This window comes from Cupriavidus sp. P-10 (assembly GCF_003402535.2).
Taxonomy (GTDB): domain Bacteria; phylum Pseudomonadota; class Gammaproteobacteria; order Burkholderiales; family Burkholderiaceae; genus Cupriavidus.
In genome coordinates, this window is sequence record NZ_AP025172.1 from 293,009 (window position 1) to 310,242 (window position 17,234).

A 17,234-nucleotide genomic window follows, 5' to 3' on the forward strand; every position below is an offset into this window, starting at 1 on the left:
GGATAACAAAAAAAGCAGGGTTGGGGTCAACATGTACAAGAGCTTGCTGCTAGTCGCGGCCGCCGCGGCCGTTTTCATCTACTACAAAACTCACGCGCCGCTGGAAAATGTGGGGGTCGACGCCGAGCCACAGCCGATCGCGGTTTCGATTATTGCCCCAACGCCGGAACCAGTCTTCCGCTGCGAGGGCAAACAGCACTGTAGCCAGATGTCTTCCTGCGCGGAAGCCCGCTTCTACCTAAAGAACTGCCCAGCGGTGAAAATGGATGGCGATGGTGACGGCATTCCATGTGAGACGCCGCCTCTCCAGTGCACGTTTTGACGCGCTGATGAGGTAGTTCACGCGCTACCATTTTTCACGAAGACGCGGGGCGGGAAACCGCATGCGGCAATTGGCGAGGCATCCGGCTGCTATGCGGCCATCGCTTCCGACCAGGAACGGCCGTTCGGACTCGGACACCAAGGTCCGCTTCCGAAGTGCAGCCGGCCTTGGCCCCGACGGGGGGCAGGGCCGGTTTGCGCATCCCGACCCAGCCCCACTATGGAGGGGTGCTGGCAGCTTGCCCCAGCGCTTAGCATCGCCCTTAAACAATAAGCAGAGGGTCACAAGTGAAAGCAATGCTAGGGCTGGCGTTCCCATTTCGCAATTGGCATCCTTCTCCTGTCGATACTAAAGTCAGCAGCGGCGGGCGGGCGTTCCTCCAGGGATTTTCGTTTTGTTCGCAGATCTCCATTCTTGCGTCAGGATGAGATAAAGCTCTACGAACGGCTGACAGCGGCGCTCAAAGATACACACATCTTTCCCCAGGTCGCCATGTCCGCGTTTGTGCAGCACAAGCGGAACGAAAGCCGCCCATTAATACCGCTCCCTGGCAATGAGCGATCATTGGATCTCCCGTACCGTGCCAGGCGATGAACGTCGGATTGCCAGCGTGAACCAGCGGCCAACTGCCATTCAATTGCTGCCCTTATTCGGCGTCGACATTTTTTTCATTGCTTCGTCGATCGCTTTCTTCATGCTGAGCGTGTCCGCACCTTGGCGCGGTGGATATTCTTCCATCGACTTCAAGTGAGCATCCAGGAACGGCACGGCTGCCGTCGGTGCCCAGAGCTTCTGTCCGACAAAGCGTCGGCCCGCATAGCCCCATTCGTGCGATTCCGGATCCATCTTCTCCAGCGGGTCCATCAGCAGATTGAAAATGTACGGCACGCTTGGGTAGTACTTCGTGTTGAACCAGCTTCCATCCTTCTTGACACCGATATGCATCTTCCAGCCGTCAACCCGAATGGCCATTAGATCCGTCTCGTCGTAGTAGATGATCTCGCGTCGCGCGGATTTGTCGGTCTTGCCCATCCAGTAGTCGAGATTGTTATAGCCATCCAGATGCGCCTTGTACCGTGTGCCACTCATCCGATAACCCTTTAGCAGGTCGTCCTTCAGCGTGGGCAGACCTGCTGCCGCGGCCAGCGATACGAACAAGTCCTCGTGATTCTGGACCCCATTGAGATCTGAGCCTGATGGAATCTTGCCGGGCCAGCGAATCAAGCAGGGCACCCGCACGCCGCCTTCCCAAGTGGTGCCTTTCTCTCCTCGGAACGGGGCGTAGCCACCGTCCGGCCACATCATCAGTTCATTGCCGTTATCGGTGGTGTAGATGACAATCGTGTTCTCAGCCACGCCCATTTCACGCAGTTTGTTGAGGATCTTCCCGACTTGCTCGTCATGCTCGATCATTCTGGCGCGCACCACGTCCTGCTCTGCACGTCCCTCGGCAACGGCCTTCTGCACATACTGATGCTGTGGGTGCGACCAAATGTGTATCGCCGTGGAATTGAACCAGAGAAAGAACGGCTTGTTGTCCTTGCCGACCCGGTCCATCCAGTTGAGCGTGTGTTGGAGGACCTCGGCGTCGAAGGTTTCCATGCGCTTGCGCGTGAGCGGTCCGGTATTCTCAATCCGCTGTTTGCCGACGCGGCCGAACTTTGGATCGGTGGTCGAATCGTCCTGGCTGGTCGCCCAGGCGTGAAGTACGCCACGCGGCCCGAACTTCTTTAGATATTCCGGGTTGCGTTGCCCCGGATAATCAAGCTCCTCCGGTTCTTCTTCGGCGTTCAGGTGATACAGGTTTCCAAACCACTCGTCGAACCCGTGCACGGTAGGCAGGAACTCGTTGCGGTCGCCAAGATGGTTCTTGCCGAACTGACCGGTCGCATAACCTTGAGTCTTCAGCACTTCGGCCAGCGTGGGGTCTTCCTTCTGGATGCCGCGCATGGAGCCCGGAATGCCGATCGTCGTCATGCCAGTGCGCACCGGCATTTGGCCTGTGATGAACGCTGCGCGCCCGGCGGTGCAACTGGGCTGGCCATAGTGATCAGTAAAGAGCGCGCCGTCACGGGCGAGGCTGTCGATATTGGGAGTCCGACCCATGATGCCATGTGCGTATGCCCCCACATTCCAGAGGCCAATATCGTCGCCGAAGATGACAACAATGTTTGGCTTCGTGGCAGGCGTCTGGGCAAAGGCGAGAGTCGGGATCAGCGTCAGAGTCAGCGCAACGAGAATGCATGTGGAGGCGTAGCACCACACCGAGCGGAGCAGCACCAGTATGCTGCGAATATCACTTTTCATCGCATTCTCCCTTGTGCGTTTGGCCGTTGGCGCCGAAACATCACGTGCGATACTGGCTCTTGGCTATTAGATTGGCATTCCAGTTGTCGGATCTGCAGCCGATTCAGAATCTACTAGGCGCACGCCAATTCGAAGTGAATCTTTTTGATTGGCGTATGAAAGGAATTGGCCGTTGGCGGGAAAAGTGAGGATCGGACTCGTGCCCACTGCCCTACCTGCGGGTCCGCCTCCTATCTCCCCGCGAACGGTTTCAAAACGTATATCGCGTACGGCCGCACCATCGAATTTATGCGACCCTGGGATGCGCGATGCGCGATCCGAAGATGGAATTCATTAACGATGGCCCGGTAAGCCGGTCGGCGTCTCCTCGACACAGCACTAAATGCTGCGAAGGCGCGAGGCTGGACGGGCTAGATCCCTTTGAGTACTCAATCCCAACCGATTGAGATTCCCTTGCTGCTGCAAAGTCAGCGGCCGCATGCCTCAGCGTGCCCCCGCCAGTCGCTGCGCCAGCCCGAACGACTGGGCGATCCCGGTCAGGGTGGGATTGAACGAGCCCGGTCGCGGGAACAGCATGCTGCCCACGCCATGCAGGTTGACCAGGCCATGCACGGTGCCATTGATGTCGGTGACCGAGCCGGCGGGATCTTCGCCCATCCAGAACGTGCCGGCCTCGTGAACCAGGCCGCTGTTGCGGATCGACGGCGGCGGCTCGGCTAACCACGAGCCGTCGGTTTGCTGGTACTGCACGGCGGCCTCGCCGGCCAGCACCCGGCCCACGTCGAAGGTGGTGCGGTCCATTTCGCCCCAGAACGCATGGTCCCCGGGGCGCATCACCACGTGCACCACGGCCTGGCCGCTGTCATTGACGCCGGCATAGTTCCACGAACTTGCGCTGCGCTCGCCCAGGAACTCGCCCATCGTGTGCAGCATGACGACGACATATGCCGGGTCCTGGTATGTGGTGAGCGTCTGCGCCATCGATGCATCGGGCAGGACCTTGTAGAGCACGTCGTATGAGAGTGCCGGCGTCGGATTGTGGGCCACGGTGATGTGGGTGTGCAGCAGGCGACCGTCGGCTGCCTGGCCGGGCAGGTAGAACGCGCACACCTGCAGGCCGTCGGAGCATCCCGGCACCTCGGTCGCGGGCATGCGCAGCGCCAGCCACGAGCGGATGTGCCCGCACAGGTTCTTGCCCACCAGCGGCAGCCCGACCGCAGACCGCTGCACGATGAACGCCGCTTCCAGCGTATTGCACGCCAGTATCACCTGCGCATCGTTGACGGCGAGCTGGCCCTGCGTCGTTTCGATCCCGACGATCCTGTCGCCGCTGCGGGCGAGGCGAAGCACCTCCGCTTCGCTGACCACGGCCAGGCGGGCCGCGTCGGCCTGCACGTCGGCTACCAGCACCGCGATCGGCGCGAACTTGGACCATTCCCCGCCGGCACCGCCCTGGGCCGTGGCCATCGCCGAGTCGAGCGAGGCGGGGTTGCCGGCGGGGATGGCGTTGCGGATGGTATCGAGACCGTCGAACAGGCGCTCGCGCATGACCGCGCCGAGCGAAGCGTTGGCATTGCCGGGGGCTTCCAGCGAGTAGCGCCGTCCCAGGTAGCGGCCCGCCGCGAGCCACTGGTCAGTGAGGCTTTCGACCGACGCTTCCGGCCAGTCGGGCATTTCAAGGCGCGGCGGCTGGGGCACCCATGCGTTCCAGAACAGCGCCCGGCCGCCTGCGTAAGGGATCTGAGGCATGAACTTCTCGGTGCCGGTGTACGCCCACGGCGTGGTGCCAGCCTGCTGGTTCAGGTCGATGTAGGTGGGCGGCAGGTTCTGGATGTGTTCCGGGATCAGGAAGCTGCCCTTTTCCAACAGCAGCACGCGGCATCGCGGATCGAGCGCCAGCGCCTTGTGGGCGAAGCTGGTGCCATAGGCCCCCGCGCCGATCACGATGTAGTCGAAGCGTTCGCCCGACACCTCGGCCAGTGTCCTGAAATAGAGCTGGTCCAGCAGCGTCTTGCTCATGATGGCTCCCGTCGCGGCTCAGGGGTAGTAGGCCCGGCTCTGGATCGCTGCGGGCGCGGACAGGAAGGTGCGCACCGCGCAGGCTGGCGCATTGCCGATTAGCGTCTGCATTGCGGCCCGCATCGGATGGCTGCTGTCGCCCAGTTCGAGCCGCACCCGCGCGGTATCGGCGCCATCGAGGAAGAACACCGACATAGGCTGCAGGATGTTCCAGCGACAGCCGATCATGCGGTTCTGGTAGTGCCCGTATTCTGTGATCGGCGATGGATTGGCCGGCTGGGGGAGCAGCCCGTCGAGGTCGACGAAACAGGTGAAGATGCTCTGGGTGCTACTTTGCGGGTCGTCGACGCGGAAACCCCAGGCATGTACCCAGGCGGGGTGGTAGTCGGCCGACGACGCGCGCACCGGGTTGAACGAGGGGATGTTGGCGCGGAAGCTCGTCTTGAACTTCGGTTCGCCGAACAGCGTTTCGCCCGCAGCAATGGCAATGTCGCTGTCGCAAGGCACGAACACGCGGTGGTTGCCAATCGTCTTCGATTGCTCGTCGCCGAGCAGGAACTGCCGCAGGTCGACCTGCGCGACCAGGGCAGCAAGGTGCGTGGGGTAGACGATGATGTTCAGCTCCAACTCCTGCGTGAAGTCGCCTCCGGAGAGTGGCCACTTGTCGGGCGGAACGTCGCGCCCGGCCGAGAACATGCCCGGGTAGATCTGGTAGTTGTAGGCGACGAGCGCCTTGCCGCCGAAGCTGGCGGGCGTCAGTCCGGTGTCCTGCAGGAAGGGGGCCACGCGGGCCATGTCCACGAGGTAGTAGACGTCGCAGTTGCCGAGCGAGGCGTAGTAGAACGGCATCGTGAAGGGAGACGGGACGTCCGGCAGCGCTTGGCTGTGCGGGGCCGCATTGGTGGGTGACGTCATGACGCTTCTCCTTAAGAGACAGATTCAGAATGAAAGGCCCTCGGGTTTTTTCTTCGCCCCATTCACGAGGGAGGGGAGCAAATAGCGGTCATTTCGTGCCGGGCCAGTTGAGCGTCGAACCCAGGGCGGCATGGATACGCCCCGGGTCCCAGTACTGCCGCATGGTGACGATGCGTGCGTCGGCGCCGAACCGGTATTCCACCGCCCAGTCATAGTGGTAGGTGCGGTTCGTGGCCCGCAAGCTGCCGCACTCGCCGCCGAGCGCGACGGCCACGTCATCGCCATACAGCGTGGTGTGCCCGCCGGCCTCATGGAAGGCCACGGTCGTGCCGAGCAGCCACCAGAAGCGGGAGAAGCCTTCGTGGCCGTAGTAGACGCCGCAGTACGGCACGTCGTTGGGACCGCTGATGTCCCACACCACGCGCTCGTCCATGGTGGAGAGCGCAAGCGCGAGATTCTGCGTGCGGTAGGCGGTTCCGAGCTTGTCCAGCGTGGCTTGTATCTGGGTATCTGGCATGTCGTGCTCCGGGAATCGGCCATCAATCGACGGCGACGAATTCAAACGTGGGCGCCGCGTGCAGCCCATCCGCTTCGCGCCCGGGGAAGGGATTGCGCATCAGGCGGGCGGCGAGGTCCTTGATGGCGAGCATGAGCGGCACCGCACCCAGCAGCAGGTTTGGCTGGCCATTGAACGCGCGGTCGATGCTGCGCAGCAGGCTGCAGTACGCCCTGTTGAACGCGTCCGCGTGCGCGCGCACGTCGCTGCCGGCGGGGTACTGGCTCACCTTGGCGTTGGCCACGATGTGCGACGCGTGCTCCCACGGCACTTCCAGCGTCGGGCCGGTCGGCCCCGAGGCAACCGTGTCGCCCTCGACGTAGAGACGGCCGAGTGCGAGCTGGTTGAAGCGGAAGTAGTGGGCCACCTCCGGGAAGTCGTGGAACATCTTGCGGTCGCCAGCCCAGATACCGTGGCTCGCGCCTTCGCCCTGGTCGCGGATCACCTCCATGGCCTCGATGGCGCTGTCGAGGTCGTGGACCGGCACGACATTGCCCGCGCCCTCGTAGTAGTAGATATCTGGGCCAATCTGATGTGCCACGTTGCCGGTGAAGACCCGTGCCGGGCCATATCTGGCCACCACTGCCCGTAGCTTTCCTTCGATGAAGTGGTAGAACTCACCGATGGTCATGCCCGGTGGCACCTCGGGCACGGCACTTGTACCGACGCCGGCGGCATTGACCAGTCGTCCGGTGGCGGTAAGGTGCGCAAGCTGCCGCAGCCGGGCGGGATCGACCCGCTTCGGCCGCTCGATTGCCAGCGCCTGCTCCACCGCCGCGCGCGAGAAGCCCAGCAGGCTGACCTCGATGTTGTCGACGTCGTACGGCAGGCAGGCTGGATAGTCGGGCATGAATTCCTGCCCGTAGGTAACCGGCTTGCCGCCGATGGCGTTCAGCACGTTGGCGGCCAGCACCATATGCAGCATCTCTTCCACCAGCACGGAGCGGTACACTTCTATCACTTCCCACGGCACTCCCGCGCCGAGCGAGTAGAGCGAGTAGAGCGCGGTCATGTATGGCGGCAGGGTGGCGTGTTCCAGCTTGAGGGCGGCCTGCAGGAAACGGCGCAGGGCTTCCAGCTCCTGCTCCAGCGGACCCACCTCCATGTCCTGATAGGCCTGCCGGATGGCTTGCATTTCCTGTGCGCCGGCGGCGGTGGCTTGCATGGACATCTCCTCGGGGCAAGTGATCGTTGCGGTCGGGGCGTCTCAGATCCCGTCCAGGCCTCGATCGATGAAGCCGGCGGTGCGCAGGTTCAGCGCGCTCATGGTCAGCGTCGGATTGGACGTGCCCAGCGTGGGCATGCTGCCGCAGCCGACGATGTACAGGTTGTCGTGCTCCCACGACTTCTGCCGGTGGTCCACCACCGCGTGCGCCGCGGACGTCCCCATTCGGTGCGCGCGGGCCACGTGGCCAACACCGCTCCAGACGAATCCCGCGCTGCCGTGCGTGAAGAAGCCGGGATCGCCGGGCGGGAACACGGTGAAGTCCTCGATTCCGTGCCGCCGGAACACGCGTTGGGCGAAGCTGCGGCCGAATACGAGGCCAGCCTGCGTGTAGTTGTCGACCCCATAGCGGATCACGGGACGAAAGTTGCCGAGCGCATCCGTGAAGGCCGGGTCGACGTTCACCTGGTTGGCCGCCGACGGAAGCTGCTCGGTCATCATGTCGACTCGTACCTGGCGGGGCATGTCGGCCTCTGCGCGCTGCCGCAGCCGTGCGCCGACAGGTTGGCGCTGTCGACGAACGCGGCGACGGTATCGGTCGGCTCGTTGCGCGGCCACGACCACTCTCAAATGGGTTGGGCCCGGTCTGCACGAACCAGCCGACCGTGGACGGCGTGGTGCCGGCGATGGGGCGCACATCGGTTTCCAGCGGCTGGGGGGCGTTGGCGCTAGTCGGGAAGGGCGAATTGGGAATCTTGGCGAGCGCGCGGTAGAACGTGCGCAGGTAGTCCTCGAACTCGCTGAAGCGCTCCACGTCGCCCGTACCGGCCTCGACCAGCAGGATGCGGCGGTGCCGTGCCGACAGCACGCGCGCGAGCATCGCCGCGCCGATGCCTGCGCCGACGATCACAACGTCGTAGCGGTGTGCGGATAATTCGTCGGCGGCGATTGTGCGCATGGCAACGCCCCTGGTTGGCCCGCGGCTAGCGGCCCAGATCGGCCACGATGTGCTCGGCTGCCCACAGCGTCAGCGCAGAGGCTGTCAGCGTGGGATTGGACGTGGCGCCGGTGACCATGTTGCCGCAGCCCACGAGGTAGAGGTTGGCGTGGTCCCAGGTGCGCTGGTTGGGGTCCACCACCGAGCCGCGCGGTGAGCTGCCCATGCGGTGTGTGCCCATGTAATGCCCAGCGCCCTGGAACACATAGCCCCGGCCGCGGTAGTTGAAGAAGCCGGGATCGGCCGGGTCGTACACAGAGTGGTCTTCGATGCCGCAGCGCCGGAAGATCAGGTCGGACACGTGCCGCGCCAGCGCGAAGCCGGCGCGCGTGTAGTCGGACAGGTTGTACGAGATGACAGGCCGGAAGCTCCCGAGCTGGTCCTGCCAGGTCGGGTCGATGGTAACGCGGTTCGACCATTCGGGGAGTTGCTCAACCAGGATGCCGAAGCGCATCTGGCGGGTAACGAGTGCCGTCATCCGTTCGCGCAGCACCGTACCGTAGAGGTTGCGGCCGTCGACCATTTCCTGCACATCGGACTCAGGTGTTTCCTCCGGCCAGCTCCAGCCATCGTTGCCGATCTCGATGCGGAAGGCCGCCGAATGCCGGCGGAACGTACCGTAGCGCATGCCCTCGATGCCGGAGGTTGCCACCGGCCCGCGGAATGGCCAGACCGGCTCGCGCATCAGCCCCCACGTCAGCAGCTCGGTGTGGTCCATCAGGTTGCGTCCGACCTGCCCGCTGCAATTGGCCGCACCCGACGCCAGCAGCAGCTTGGCATTCTCCACCGCGTGGGCCGCCAGCACGTAGAGGCTGCCCTGGACACCGAACGTCTGGTAGCCCGGCGCGCTAAGGTCGGGGTAATACTTGAACATGACACCGGTGATGCGGCCGTTATCGGGGTCGATGGCGAGCCGGCTCACCACCGCCTGCACCACCATGTCGACTTGTGCGGAGTCGATGCTGTCGAATTTTCAATGCGTTGAACTTCGCCTGCACCGGGCAGATCGGTACGCAGCTCGAGTTCCCCTGGCAGCGGTGTCCGATGGCGGGATTGTGCACTGCGCCGACCGGACGGTAGCCCTTGCCGCCATCGTAGGCCTCGTTGGGGATGCCGTTGCGCGATGCGGGCGTGCCGATCACGTCGAGCGGGTGCTGCTCGCCATCGATATCAAAGCGCATGCCGGCGAGGTCGCCGGCCAGGCGCTGGTCGACCACGCTTGGTGGCAGGCCGTGCATGGGGTAGACGTAGCCCGGCGGGAAGGTGACCCCGCCGTAGGCTTGCTCGTCCACGTTGGCGGAGACGCCGATCTGGCGCTCCGCCTCGGCATACCACGGCGCGAGGTCGGCGTACGAGATCGGCCAGTCCGACGCCACGCCGAAGCGGCTCCGCAGCGCAAAGTCCTCGGGCAGCATGCGCAACGAGGTGCCCAGCCAATGGAGGGTGGTACCGCCCAGGTAGGTGGCGTAGGTGCTGCGGAACGGCAGTGGACCTAGCTGCACGAAGTAGCCATTGGTATCAGGATGGCCGGGCTGGATCTGCGTGGGGTCGAGCACCGTGGGCTCGGGGGCGTTCGGGTTCGACGGAAACGGCGCTTCGGGAATCTTGGCGAGCGCGCGGTAGTAGTTGTTCAGGTATTGCTGGTATCCAGTGTACGAGGCGGCCGCACCGGGGCCGGCCTCCAGGATCAGCACACGCCTGCCGGCCCGGGCCACTCGGCGCGCGACCAGCGCGCCGGTAAGGCCGCCGCCGATCACTACCAGGTCGTAGGTGCGTTGCGCGGCCTCTGATGCGGACACAAGACGCATGGATCCCTCCGGCAGAAACGGCGAGGTTAGCGGTGTTGGCTAGAGCTGTTGTTCTGTTCGCTGCCGATGGCTATCGTCGGTGACGCACGAGCGCGATCGTGCCTCCCCCCGGCGGCTCGGCCCATGCGCCGAAGCCCTGCTGTTTCGCGCCTGGCGGATGTGCGCCGATGGCGAGCCAGACCAGCGCCTCGACATAGGATTCTGACGAGGGAATGGTGGTGACGTCGAGCGGCGAGACGCCGTACCGCGCCTGCCATTCCGGTGGCAGGGCGAACCACGTGCCGACGTACCAGAGCTTGATCAGGCTGCGGGCAATGGGACCCAGCCACTCGTCGGCGAGGATGGTCGATCGCATGGCGCGGTCGCGTGCCGGTTCGTCGGGCGGCAGGGCGGCGATGCGGTCCGTCAGCTCGTCGATGGCGTCAACGCCCGCGACAGCAGTGACGAAGTCGAGATGCTGCCGCACGAGTCCGGTGCCCAGGATATCGAAAGGCGTGAAGCCGGTGAGCGCCGCGCACGCATGGACGAAGGCGTCCTGTCGGGCGTCAAGGTTTGCGGCTGTCGGATTGGAGGATGCCATGGGGATATCTGCCTGCACGCTTCCGGGCCGCTGTCAGGCCAGGCACGGATGTATCCAAATGCTAGTTCGCACGATCCGGCAAGCAATTCAATATTGCTTACGTCTGCTTTTCGGCAGTCGGCGGATCAATTCACGTGCGAGCGCCTGGTCGGCAGCGGAAGCGGCGAGGACATCGCACTCTCCGAGATTGCCCGGCATGGAGGCCGAGCTAGGAAAGGCTGGCGTGGACAGGACCGCTGTCCTGGCGGCGCGGACCACAGCGCCAGGTCACCTGCTTCCAGTACGCATCCTTCGACAGAATCCGCCCATTGGCAACGTGGAACACGTCGAGTCCCATTGCATCCACTGGCTGGCCACCTTCAGTCGTACCGCGGACGCGATAGCGCAGCATCACCATGTCGCCGAACACCTCCATGCGGCCGTCCGAAAAGGCCACGCCATTGCCGCCTTGTTGTTCGGCAAACCGCTCGCGCAAGTAGCGCAGCGTGGCCTCACGACCTTGCAGGACTTGGCCGCGCGGATCGCCGTTGGCGGCAGGAAGGTGCCAGGTAAAGTCCTCGGCAAGGCAGGCGGCCGCCGCGTCCGCATCGCCTGCACGGAAGGCGGAGCCAAAAGTCGCCAACAGCGTTTTCACTTCGGATTCAGTCATCGGAATCTCCATTGAAGATGTGGTCGGCGCAGGGCAGCGACCCTTCCTGTGTCGCTTCAAATGCCCGCGCGGCGCGCAGGACCAGCGCATCGGCGTGCGCGGCACCGATGATCTGGAGCCCAACGGGCAGGCCTGTTTGCGTGAAGCCGCAGGGCACGCTGGCCGCGGGTTGCTGGGAAACGAGTATGGCAAAGTTCGCTCGATGCCGCGTGGACGACGTTCAGGGCACAACTCCAGTACAAGGCCATCAGGCAAGCAGTGGTGTTCGCAGAGGTCGACGAAGCGTTTTCAACCCAAACGTGCTCGTGCTGTGGCGTTATCTCGTCCAGCAGTCCGAAAAAGGTAGGGCCAAACTTGGAATAAGGAGTGGACGTGTTGCTCGTGCGGGTCGGTACACGACCGCGACACGAACGCCCGCGTGCAACATTGCCCGCCTGGGACATCAGGCGCTAGAAGTAGCAATCTCCCGGGTTTAGCCCGGAGAGGATGTCAATGGATGGCGCTAGCGTCTGAGAATGACCGCAACGGCAGTAACGGTCGTTGGATACAGTTAAACGAGCGATTGATACTGGTCTCGGTCTGATGCTGTCGCGAAACGGCGGCCGTCTCTGAACGACGCTTCTCTGCCGTTGAAGGCTCGTAGGCCCAAGGCGGATGTTAAGCGCACCCGCCGTGCGTGGTGACAATCCTCGTTCGAACAAGACGCAGGCTATTGCGTCCTTACACGCCACGGTTTCCTTCATCGGGTCAGCCACTGGTAAATCGCGTGCAGATTTCCGTTGTTGGAGAAACCATCAAGCACGCGACTGTGCCCGAAGCCCCGTGATGCCGGTCCTTATCTCTGATTGCCAGCCTGCTGTCAGGCCATTTCACTGGTAGCTTCGCCAGTCAGCGCGACTTCCGTCTCGTCGGTCACCGTGCTTTCCGCTATCGCGTTGTCGTCTCCAGAAACCATGTCGCCCAGACCGATGACGACCGTGATATTCGGCGTCCAGTTCTTGCGGTCGGTGCTGACCTCGGCAAACGTGGTCACCGTCGCGGTGTAGCCCTGCGCTCTGAGGTCGTCGGCTAGCCGTTGCGCGCGCGGTTCCAGCGCTGCTTGCGGATTGTCTTCGTTGATGTCGAGTACCAGTCTGGTCTCGAATTCTTCCTTGCCCCTCTGGATTGCCGTTTGCATTGCCTTGAGTTGCTTGTTCGCGAGCGCGACGAGCTTGCTGTACCTGGACTCTTCCTGGCTGGCGCGCAATGCCTTGGCGGCGTTGATGATTTCGGTGCGGTCCACGAACATGATTGCCTTTCGAGGTGGGGAGAGAAAGCGCAGGCGCCGCACGGGCTCGCTTCAGGAGCCAGCTTTTTCGGGATGCGGCGACAACTGTATAAATATACAGTGCTTGCCGGGTAGCCGCAAGGCTTCGGGTCGGTAGTCGCCTCTGGCGCCGGCATGCCCCCTGCCCAGGTCGGACCGAGGGCCGAGACCGACCAGAAGCTGGCGATCTGCCTCTAGATATGCTCGCTAAGCCGGCGACGGTTTCCGAGGACACAGCAACCGTTCGTCGACCAACGGTGTCTACGGTCCAGCCACGCCCGTCGCCTTCGAAACCTCTTGTATTACGAGCGTAATGCTATATTATGATCGTAATTTCATGAGCTGCGACTCTTCTCGCGGTCGTGAAATGCCGGGTAGACACCTTTCTTGTGAGGAATTTATGAACGACACGATCGCCAGCTCTAGCCAAACGTCTGCGCCAGAAGTGCAGAGGTTCGCTTCACTCGGGCTCGCCGCGGCCGCCAACGCGATCCGCGGCGGGGAGATGACATCAGAGGCGTACGCTACGGCTTTGCTGCGGCAGGCTCGGTCGCACGCTGACCTTAACGCTTTCATCACCATCGACGGAGACGCCGTGCTTGAGGCTGCGAAGAACGCAGACAAGGCGCGGTCGGCCGGGGCAGAGGGTCCCCTACTGGGTGTGCCGATCGGGGTGAAGGACAGCTACCTGACGAGGGGGCTGCCCACGAGTATCGGCCTCGATCGTCTGGCGCACTTCATTCCGACGGAAGACGCCGATGCGGTCCGGGCGATCAAGGATGCAGGTGCTCTCGTCTTCGGCAAGAACAATCTGGTGGAGATGTCCTATGGGCTGACCGGGCACAACGAGCGCTATGGCCAGGTGAAGAACCCGCGCGCCCACGATCGCGTCACGGGAGGGTCATCAAGCGGTTCTGCCGCATCAGTGGCCGCCGGGATAGTGCCCGCCGCCTTGGGTGGCGATACAGTCGGATCGATCCGTGTGCCCGCGTCGCTCTGTGGTGTCGTCGGGTTCAAGCCGACCACAGGACGCTGGCCGCGTAACGGCGTCGCACCGATCTCCCACACTCTCGACACGACGGGTGTATTCGCGCGTAGTGTTGAGGATTGCATACTGCTGGACCAGGTCGTCACCGGGGAGCAGGCTGCGGAGCCCGTCGAGTGGGATTTCAACCTTAAGGGAGTCCGACTGGCTTTCGCGCCGCGGCAGTTTCTGGGTTTGGTGGACTCGGAAGTCGAGAATCGTTTTCGTGAGGTAGTTCGGCGGTTGCAGGACGCCGGCGCCGAGGTCTTTGAGATCGACCTCGGGGAGGATTTCAATGCCCTCGTCCAGACAACTACGTGGGGCATTTTCGCCCATGAGACCCAGGGCGCGGTCTCGGAATTCCTCCGTCTACACAATATTCCGACCACGTTCGAGGCGATTTACGGAGGCCTCAAGCCCCAGCTTCGCCAAGCGTGGGAGAACATCGTACTGCCGGGCGGTGCAGGCGCTACCTCAGTGGAGGCCTATCAGACTGCGCTCAACGTAAGCCGTCCGGAAATCCAGCGCCGCCTGAACCAGGCATTCGTCACGCGAGGGGCGCTTGCCATTCTGCAGCCGACGACGCCCTGCATGGCGCCTTCGATCGAGAAGCAGGATGAGTTTCACATCGCGGGCCAGGAAGTCAGCTACCTCGCTTTGGCGAACCATACTTTGTCAGCGAGCAGCGTGGGTCTGCCGGGTATCAGTCTCCCTGCGGGCATGTCTCGCGCGGGCCTTCCGATCGGTCTTGAACTGGACGCCCCGCTGGCGAGCGACCGGGCGCTTCTGAAGCTTGCCCGCGGGATCGAGGCAGTCTTAGGCACCCAGCCGCCGACGCTCTGACGTTCTAGCCCCTTTCCGTGGGAAACGGGCCAACCCCAAACAGCAACTGACGTGACCACGGGGCGCTGCTTGCTATTGCTGGGCTGACGCGCCGATCCATCCAGTACGATATCGGCAATCCGCTCACCGCGTCGAAGATGACCCGCCATCAACTGTCGGCGGGGCTCTATGCACCCATCCGTGTGCTGCTGCGCGAGGATGGCGATGGTGGTGTCGGGTTTGAATATGATCGACCAGCCTCCGTTTTCGGCCAGTTTGGCAGCGAGGAGGTTAATACCGTGGCTAATCAGCTTGATCGCGACCTCCAAGCCTTGTTGGAGGCGCCTGCAAACTGACGGCCGCAGGACACGAGTGGAGAGAAGATGCGTTTCGAAAAAGGTCACAAAGCCGCGACTCGGCAGCACATTCTCGAGGTCGCCTCGAAATGCTTCCGCCGAGAGGGAGTCTCGGCTGCGGGCATCAGCGGGATCATGGGAGCGGCCGGTCTGACCAATGGCGCATTCTATCCCCACTTCGGGTCCAAGGAGGAGCTTGTTCGCGAGGCGGTCGGGGGCGCGCTCGCAGAGCGGCAACGGGACCTCGAACAGAAACTCCAGACGGGCGCTGACCTTGAGGGAGTGATTCGAAGCTACCTCAGTCACGCGCATCGCGAGGACTTGGCATGCGGATGTCCTTCGGCGGCTTTGCTTCCGGAAATCGCTAGGCACTCGGTGTCAATACGGCAAACCTATGAGGATGGGTTGCAAAGCTTCGTTGCGACATTGGCCGCATTGCTCCCAGATGCGGATTCCACAGCAGCGGGTCGTCGGGCAACTGCCATCTTCGCTCTCATGGTGGGAACCCTCCAGTTCGCGCGCGCCGTGCCAGACGTTGCACGCGCGGAGCAAATCCTGGAAGGCGGCGTCGAGGCAGCGCTCCTCCTTGCCCGAGAGTCGCCTGTATGAAGATTTCGTCGCGCGCGCCCGAGCCTTCTCAGGGCTGAGCCAGTTCAATGTCCGAGATCCAAGGTGACCTGCAGGTGGGCCACCGACTGCCACCGGCGTGAAGCAGCCGTTCGAGCATCCGCCCTGTGACCCAATTGAACGGCAGAAACTGGCCGATCCCGGTCAACTGACGAGAAGGCGATCGCCGGCGCTTCTTTCGTTCGAGTCGTGCCGGCGGTCGCGAAGAAACCAAACCGATGGTCTGGCCCGACCATTGGTTCCGATATTCGCGCCCCGCCTTGCATGATCGGCCTATAGGGGTGCTCCTGATTGCCCTATTGGAACACCAGAGTCCCCAGCGATTGCCCATTGGTATTGAATGCCGTGGACTTGGACGAAACAAAGCTGATGTTGCCGCTGGTGTCGATGCGGAACGTTGTCTCATCCTCGGCGATGCGGGCATTGCTGTTGTCGAACATCTTGTCGATCAAGGTCAGCAGGAGGCTGCTTCCGGTATCGGTGGCCACGCTATATAACTCGATAAGCGTACCGACCTTCGTGGCCCGTGTGCTGTCCGAGAAGATCGTGGCGGTTGCCAGCGGTCCCGAGTCGCCGGCCTTTACGGTCGGTGGAATCGTATAGTCGGCGAACACCACGAAGGCGTCCCCCTCGTCGATCACCATTACGGCATAGGTAACCGTATTGCGGAAGATGGCCCTGGTGTTCGAGAATGGCGCCGAATTACCATTTGCGACAACCGTGCCGCTAACGGTTTCAGTGGTCCTCAATACCGAAGTGTTATCCAGTGAGGTCGCAACGAAAGGGGTGGCGATCAGGGTCCCGGAGCCTGATACGGGCACATTCTCTACCGTGCCGGAAATCGAGAAATTTGCGGTCAGTCCATTCGCCGCCAGACTTGCCATGGCTGTGGTGAGTGGCACCGTCAGAGGCTGCACCGGCGTGCTGGCTGCCCCTGTGCCGTCGTTGTCGTCATCGCCGCCGCCGCAGCCGCCGAGAAAGAATGAAATTGCAAGCACAAGGAGGAATCTCTTGGACATCGCAGTCTCCTGGCCGAAGTGCCCCGGATTCGAAACTTGTCTTGGCATGCGACCCGGCGAAATGGGCAGGGCATGGCGCAAACCGCAATCTTTCTATCCCCGCGACCCATGCAAAATGCCCTGCTGTTCGGCAGGCTTGGCGCGCCCGGTCGTCACCCCAAATAAACCGCAACAAAGATGCCAACATTGCCGGATGTGTTGTTTTTATTATGTTACGGCAGACAAATAGATTCGAGGCAGTGGTGAAATCGGTGCAATCTGTTTCGTTCAGGATACAGTCCGGAAGCTGTCAGGCGTATGCCCTCTGGCCGCCGCGATGGGCAAACTCAGAGTCGTCGTGTCATTCGCCGGTGGCCGGGATGCGAGGTATCGCCAACCCGCTGACCGGCGCCCGATGCCAATCGTTGCCCTTGTACTGCTTGATACCTACCCGGATTGCCACGGGGAACATCGTCGCGGTTTGCGGCTCTCCAACCTGCTCTCGTTCCTGATGATCGCCATCTCTGGTCTGTTCCTCGTGCAAGCACGAACTCCCGCTGATGCGCTTCGGGGAACACAAGGAGTTGCGGAAGCCCGCCTTTCAACGTTGGCAGAAAAGGAGGGAAGTTAGTCCTGCCAGCCAACGCAGAAATTTATATTATCGCTTCCATCGCATCCGATGAAAGCGCGAGCTCGAGCTCGATGCGGTCGCTAGTCGCGACCGTGAGCTGCTTGCCCTGTCCCGCCGCGTCGAGCAAGTGCTTGGACGCCTGCGTGGACCCG

17 protein-coding genes and 2 pseudogenes are annotated in these 17,234 nt (G+C 62.7%); 5 read left to right on the plus strand and 14 right to left on the minus strand.

Annotated elements, in window-relative coordinates; genetic code table 11:
- The first annotated feature begins 31 nt into the window (after nt 1-31).
- The gene (locus CTP10_RS41335) at nt 32-322 is read left to right on the plus strand and encodes an excalibur calcium-binding domain-containing protein (RefSeq protein WP_116318639.1); all 291 of its coding nucleotides are present in this window, start codon (nt 32-34) and stop codon (nt 320-322) included.
- 633 nt (nt 323-955) lie between these two features.
- On the opposite strand, the gene CTP10_RS31365 is transcribed toward CTP10_RS41335, so the two are convergent.
- The 11 genes and pseudogenes from CTP10_RS31365 to CTP10_RS31415 all read right to left on the minus strand — a co-directional run.
- Nucleotides 956-2,629 carry an arylsulfatase gene (locus CTP10_RS31365; protein ID WP_116318584.1) on the minus strand — a complete coding sequence of 558 codons (1,674 nt, stop codon included), beginning with the start codon at nt 2,627-2,629 and terminating at the stop codon, nt 956-958.
- Nucleotides 2,630-3,112: 483 nt separating this feature from the next.
- On the minus strand, nt 3,113-4,648 hold the full coding sequence (locus CTP10_RS31370; protein ID WP_116318585.1) for a GMC oxidoreductase: 1,536 nt from the start codon (nt 4,646-4,648) through the stop codon (nt 3,113-3,115).
- An 18-nt stretch (nt 4,649-4,666) separates the two neighbouring features.
- On the minus strand, nt 4,667-5,563 hold the full coding sequence (locus tag CTP10_RS31375) for a hypothetical protein (RefSeq protein WP_116318586.1): 897 nt from the start codon (nt 5,561-5,563) through the stop codon (nt 4,667-4,669).
- 88 nt (nt 5,564-5,651) lie between these two features.
- Entirely contained in the window at nt 5,652-6,080 is a 429-nt protein-coding gene (locus CTP10_RS31380) for a nuclear transport factor 2 family protein (RefSeq protein ID WP_116318587.1), read from the minus strand.
- 22 nt (nt 6,081-6,102) lie between these two features.
- The gene (locus CTP10_RS31385; RefSeq protein ID WP_158577648.1) at nt 6,103-7,284 is read right to left on the minus strand and encodes a ferritin-like domain-containing protein; all 1,182 of its coding nucleotides are present in this window, start codon (nt 7,282-7,284) and stop codon (nt 6,103-6,105) included.
- A gap of 42 nt (nt 7,285-7,326) precedes the next feature.
- The gene (locus CTP10_RS31390) at nt 7,327-7,809 is read right to left on the minus strand and encodes a GMC oxidoreductase (RefSeq protein WP_158577649.1); all 483 of its coding nucleotides are present in this window, start codon (nt 7,807-7,809) and stop codon (nt 7,327-7,329) included.
- Nucleotides 7,810-8,267: 458 nt separating this feature from the next.
- Nucleotides 8,268-9,221 (minus strand): GMC oxidoreductase, encoded by a 954-nt coding sequence (locus CTP10_RS31395; RefSeq protein ID WP_199414546.1) that lies wholly within the window; start codon nt 9,219-9,221, stop codon nt 8,268-8,270.
- Nucleotides 9,175-10,089 (minus strand): FAD-dependent oxidoreductase, encoded by a 915-nt coding sequence (locus CTP10_RS31400; RefSeq protein ID WP_199414547.1) that lies wholly within the window; start codon nt 10,087-10,089, stop codon nt 9,175-9,177. Before CTP10_RS31400 ends, CTP10_RS31395 begins: the two co-directional genes overlap by 47 nt.
- 70 nt (nt 10,090-10,159) lie before the next feature.
- Nucleotides 10,160-10,669 (minus strand): hypothetical protein, encoded by a 510-nt coding sequence (locus CTP10_RS31405; protein WP_116318590.1) that lies wholly within the window; start codon nt 10,667-10,669, stop codon nt 10,160-10,162.
- A 208-nt stretch (nt 10,670-10,877) separates the two neighbouring features.
- Nucleotides 10,878-11,318 (minus strand): nuclear transport factor 2 family protein, encoded by a 441-nt coding sequence (locus CTP10_RS31410; RefSeq protein ID WP_158577650.1) that lies wholly within the window; start codon nt 11,316-11,318, stop codon nt 10,878-10,880.
- Nucleotides 11,311-11,499, minus strand: a pseudogene (locus CTP10_RS31415) (amidase family protein); the annotation flags it as partial. The pseudogene CTP10_RS31415 and the gene CTP10_RS31410, both read right to left, overlap by 8 nt.
- Before the next feature lie 80 nt (nt 11,500-11,579).
- Here CTP10_RS31415 and CTP10_RS41340 point away from each other — a divergent pair.
- A complete protein-coding gene (locus CTP10_RS41340) occupies nt 11,580-11,681 on the plus strand; it encodes a hypothetical protein (RefSeq protein ID WP_367395318.1) in 102 nt (33 codons plus the stop codon).
- A gap of 496 nt (nt 11,682-12,177) precedes the next feature.
- Here CTP10_RS41340 and CTP10_RS31420 read toward each other — a convergent pair whose 3' ends face one another.
- Nucleotides 12,178-12,606, minus strand: a complete 429-nt coding sequence (locus CTP10_RS31420; RefSeq protein WP_116318593.1) for a hypothetical protein — start codon at nt 12,604-12,606, stop codon at nt 12,178-12,180.
- A gap of 418 nt (nt 12,607-13,024) precedes the next feature.
- Here CTP10_RS31420 and CTP10_RS31425 point away from each other — a divergent pair, with 418 nt between their 5' ends.
- The 3 genes and pseudogenes from CTP10_RS31425 to CTP10_RS31435 all read left to right on the plus strand — a co-directional run bounded on the left by CTP10_RS31425 (nt 13,025) and on the right by CTP10_RS31435 (nt 15,435).
- Nucleotides 13,025-14,491, plus strand: a complete 1,467-nt coding sequence (locus CTP10_RS31425) for an amidase family protein (RefSeq protein WP_116318594.1) — start codon at nt 13,025-13,027, stop codon at nt 14,489-14,491.
- Nucleotides 14,492-14,541: 50 nt separating this feature from the next.
- A pseudogene (locus CTP10_RS31430) lies at nt 14,542-14,826 on the plus strand (DUF302 domain-containing protein); the annotation flags it as partial.
- Between the two features lie 27 nt (nt 14,827-14,853).
- Nucleotides 14,854-15,435, plus strand: a complete 582-nt coding sequence (locus CTP10_RS31435; protein ID WP_116318595.1) for a TetR/AcrR family transcriptional regulator — start codon at nt 14,854-14,856, stop codon at nt 15,433-15,435.
- 314 nt (nt 15,436-15,749) lie between these two features.
- On the opposite strand, the gene CTP10_RS31440 is transcribed toward CTP10_RS31435, so the two are convergent.
- Nucleotides 15,750-16,472, minus strand: coding sequence for a hypothetical protein (locus CTP10_RS31440; protein ID WP_116318596.1), 723 nt, complete (start codon nt 16,470-16,472; stop codon nt 15,750-15,752).
- Nucleotides 16,473-16,812: 340 nt separating this feature from the next.
- Entirely contained in the window at nt 16,813-16,995 is a 183-nt protein-coding gene (locus tag CTP10_RS31445) for a hypothetical protein (protein WP_147316202.1), read from the minus strand.
- Nucleotides 16,996-17,234 lie beyond the last annotated feature (239 nt).

What these genes read in the sequence shown, in the direction of transcription:
- CTP10_RS31435 (WP_116318595.1), top strand. Translation starts at nt 14,854, where the DNA reads ATGCGTTTCGAAAAAGGTCACAAAGCCGCGACTCGGCAGCACATTCTC.
- CTP10_RS31410 (WP_158577650.1), bottom strand. Translation starts at nt 11,318, where the DNA reads ATGACTGAATCCGAAGTGAAAACGCTGTTGGCGACTTTTGGCTCCGCC.
- CTP10_RS31385 (WP_158577648.1), bottom strand. Translation starts at nt 7,284, where the DNA reads ATGCAAGCCACCGCCGCCGGCGCACAGGAAATGCAAGCCATCCGGCAG.
- CTP10_RS31390 (WP_158577649.1), bottom strand. Translation starts at nt 7,809, where the DNA reads ATGCCCCGCCAGGTACGAGTCGACATGATGACCGAGCAGCTTCCGTCG.
- CTP10_RS41335 (WP_116318639.1), top strand. Translation starts at nt 32, where the DNA reads ATGTACAAGAGCTTGCTGCTAGTCGCGGCCGCCGCGGCCGTTTTCATC.
- CTP10_RS31375 (WP_116318586.1), bottom strand. Translation starts at nt 5,563, where the DNA reads ATGACGTCACCCACCAATGCGGCCCCGCACAGCCAAGCGCTGCCGGAC.
- CTP10_RS31370 (WP_116318585.1), bottom strand. Translation starts at nt 4,648, where the DNA reads ATGAGCAAGACGCTGCTGGACCAGCTCTATTTCAGGACACTGGCCGAG.
- CTP10_RS31440 (WP_116318596.1), bottom strand. Translation starts at nt 16,472, where the DNA reads ATGTCCAAGAGATTCCTCCTTGTGCTTGCAATTTCATTCTTTCTCGGC.
- CTP10_RS31365 (WP_116318584.1), bottom strand. Translation starts at nt 2,629, where the DNA reads ATGAAAAGTGATATTCGCAGCATACTGGTGCTGCTCCGCTCGGTGTGG.
- CTP10_RS31395 (WP_199414546.1), bottom strand. Translation starts at nt 9,221, where the DNA reads ATGGTGGTGCAGGCGGTGGTGAGCCGGCTCGCCATCGACCCCGATAAC.
- CTP10_RS31420 (WP_116318593.1), bottom strand. Translation starts at nt 12,606, where the DNA reads ATGTTCGTGGACCGCACCGAAATCATCAACGCCGCCAAGGCATTGCGC.
- CTP10_RS31425 (WP_116318594.1), top strand. Translation starts at nt 13,025, where the DNA reads ATGAACGACACGATCGCCAGCTCTAGCCAAACGTCTGCGCCAGAAGTG.
- CTP10_RS31400 (WP_199414547.1), bottom strand. Translation starts at nt 10,089, where the DNA reads ATGCGTCTTGTGTCCGCATCAGAGGCCGCGCAACGCACCTACGACCTG.
- CTP10_RS31380 (WP_116318587.1), bottom strand. Translation starts at nt 6,080, where the DNA reads ATGCCAGATACCCAGATACAAGCCACGCTGGACAAGCTCGGAACCGCC.
- CTP10_RS31405 (WP_116318590.1), bottom strand. Translation starts at nt 10,669, where the DNA reads ATGGCATCCTCCAATCCGACAGCCGCAAACCTTGACGCCCGACAGGAC.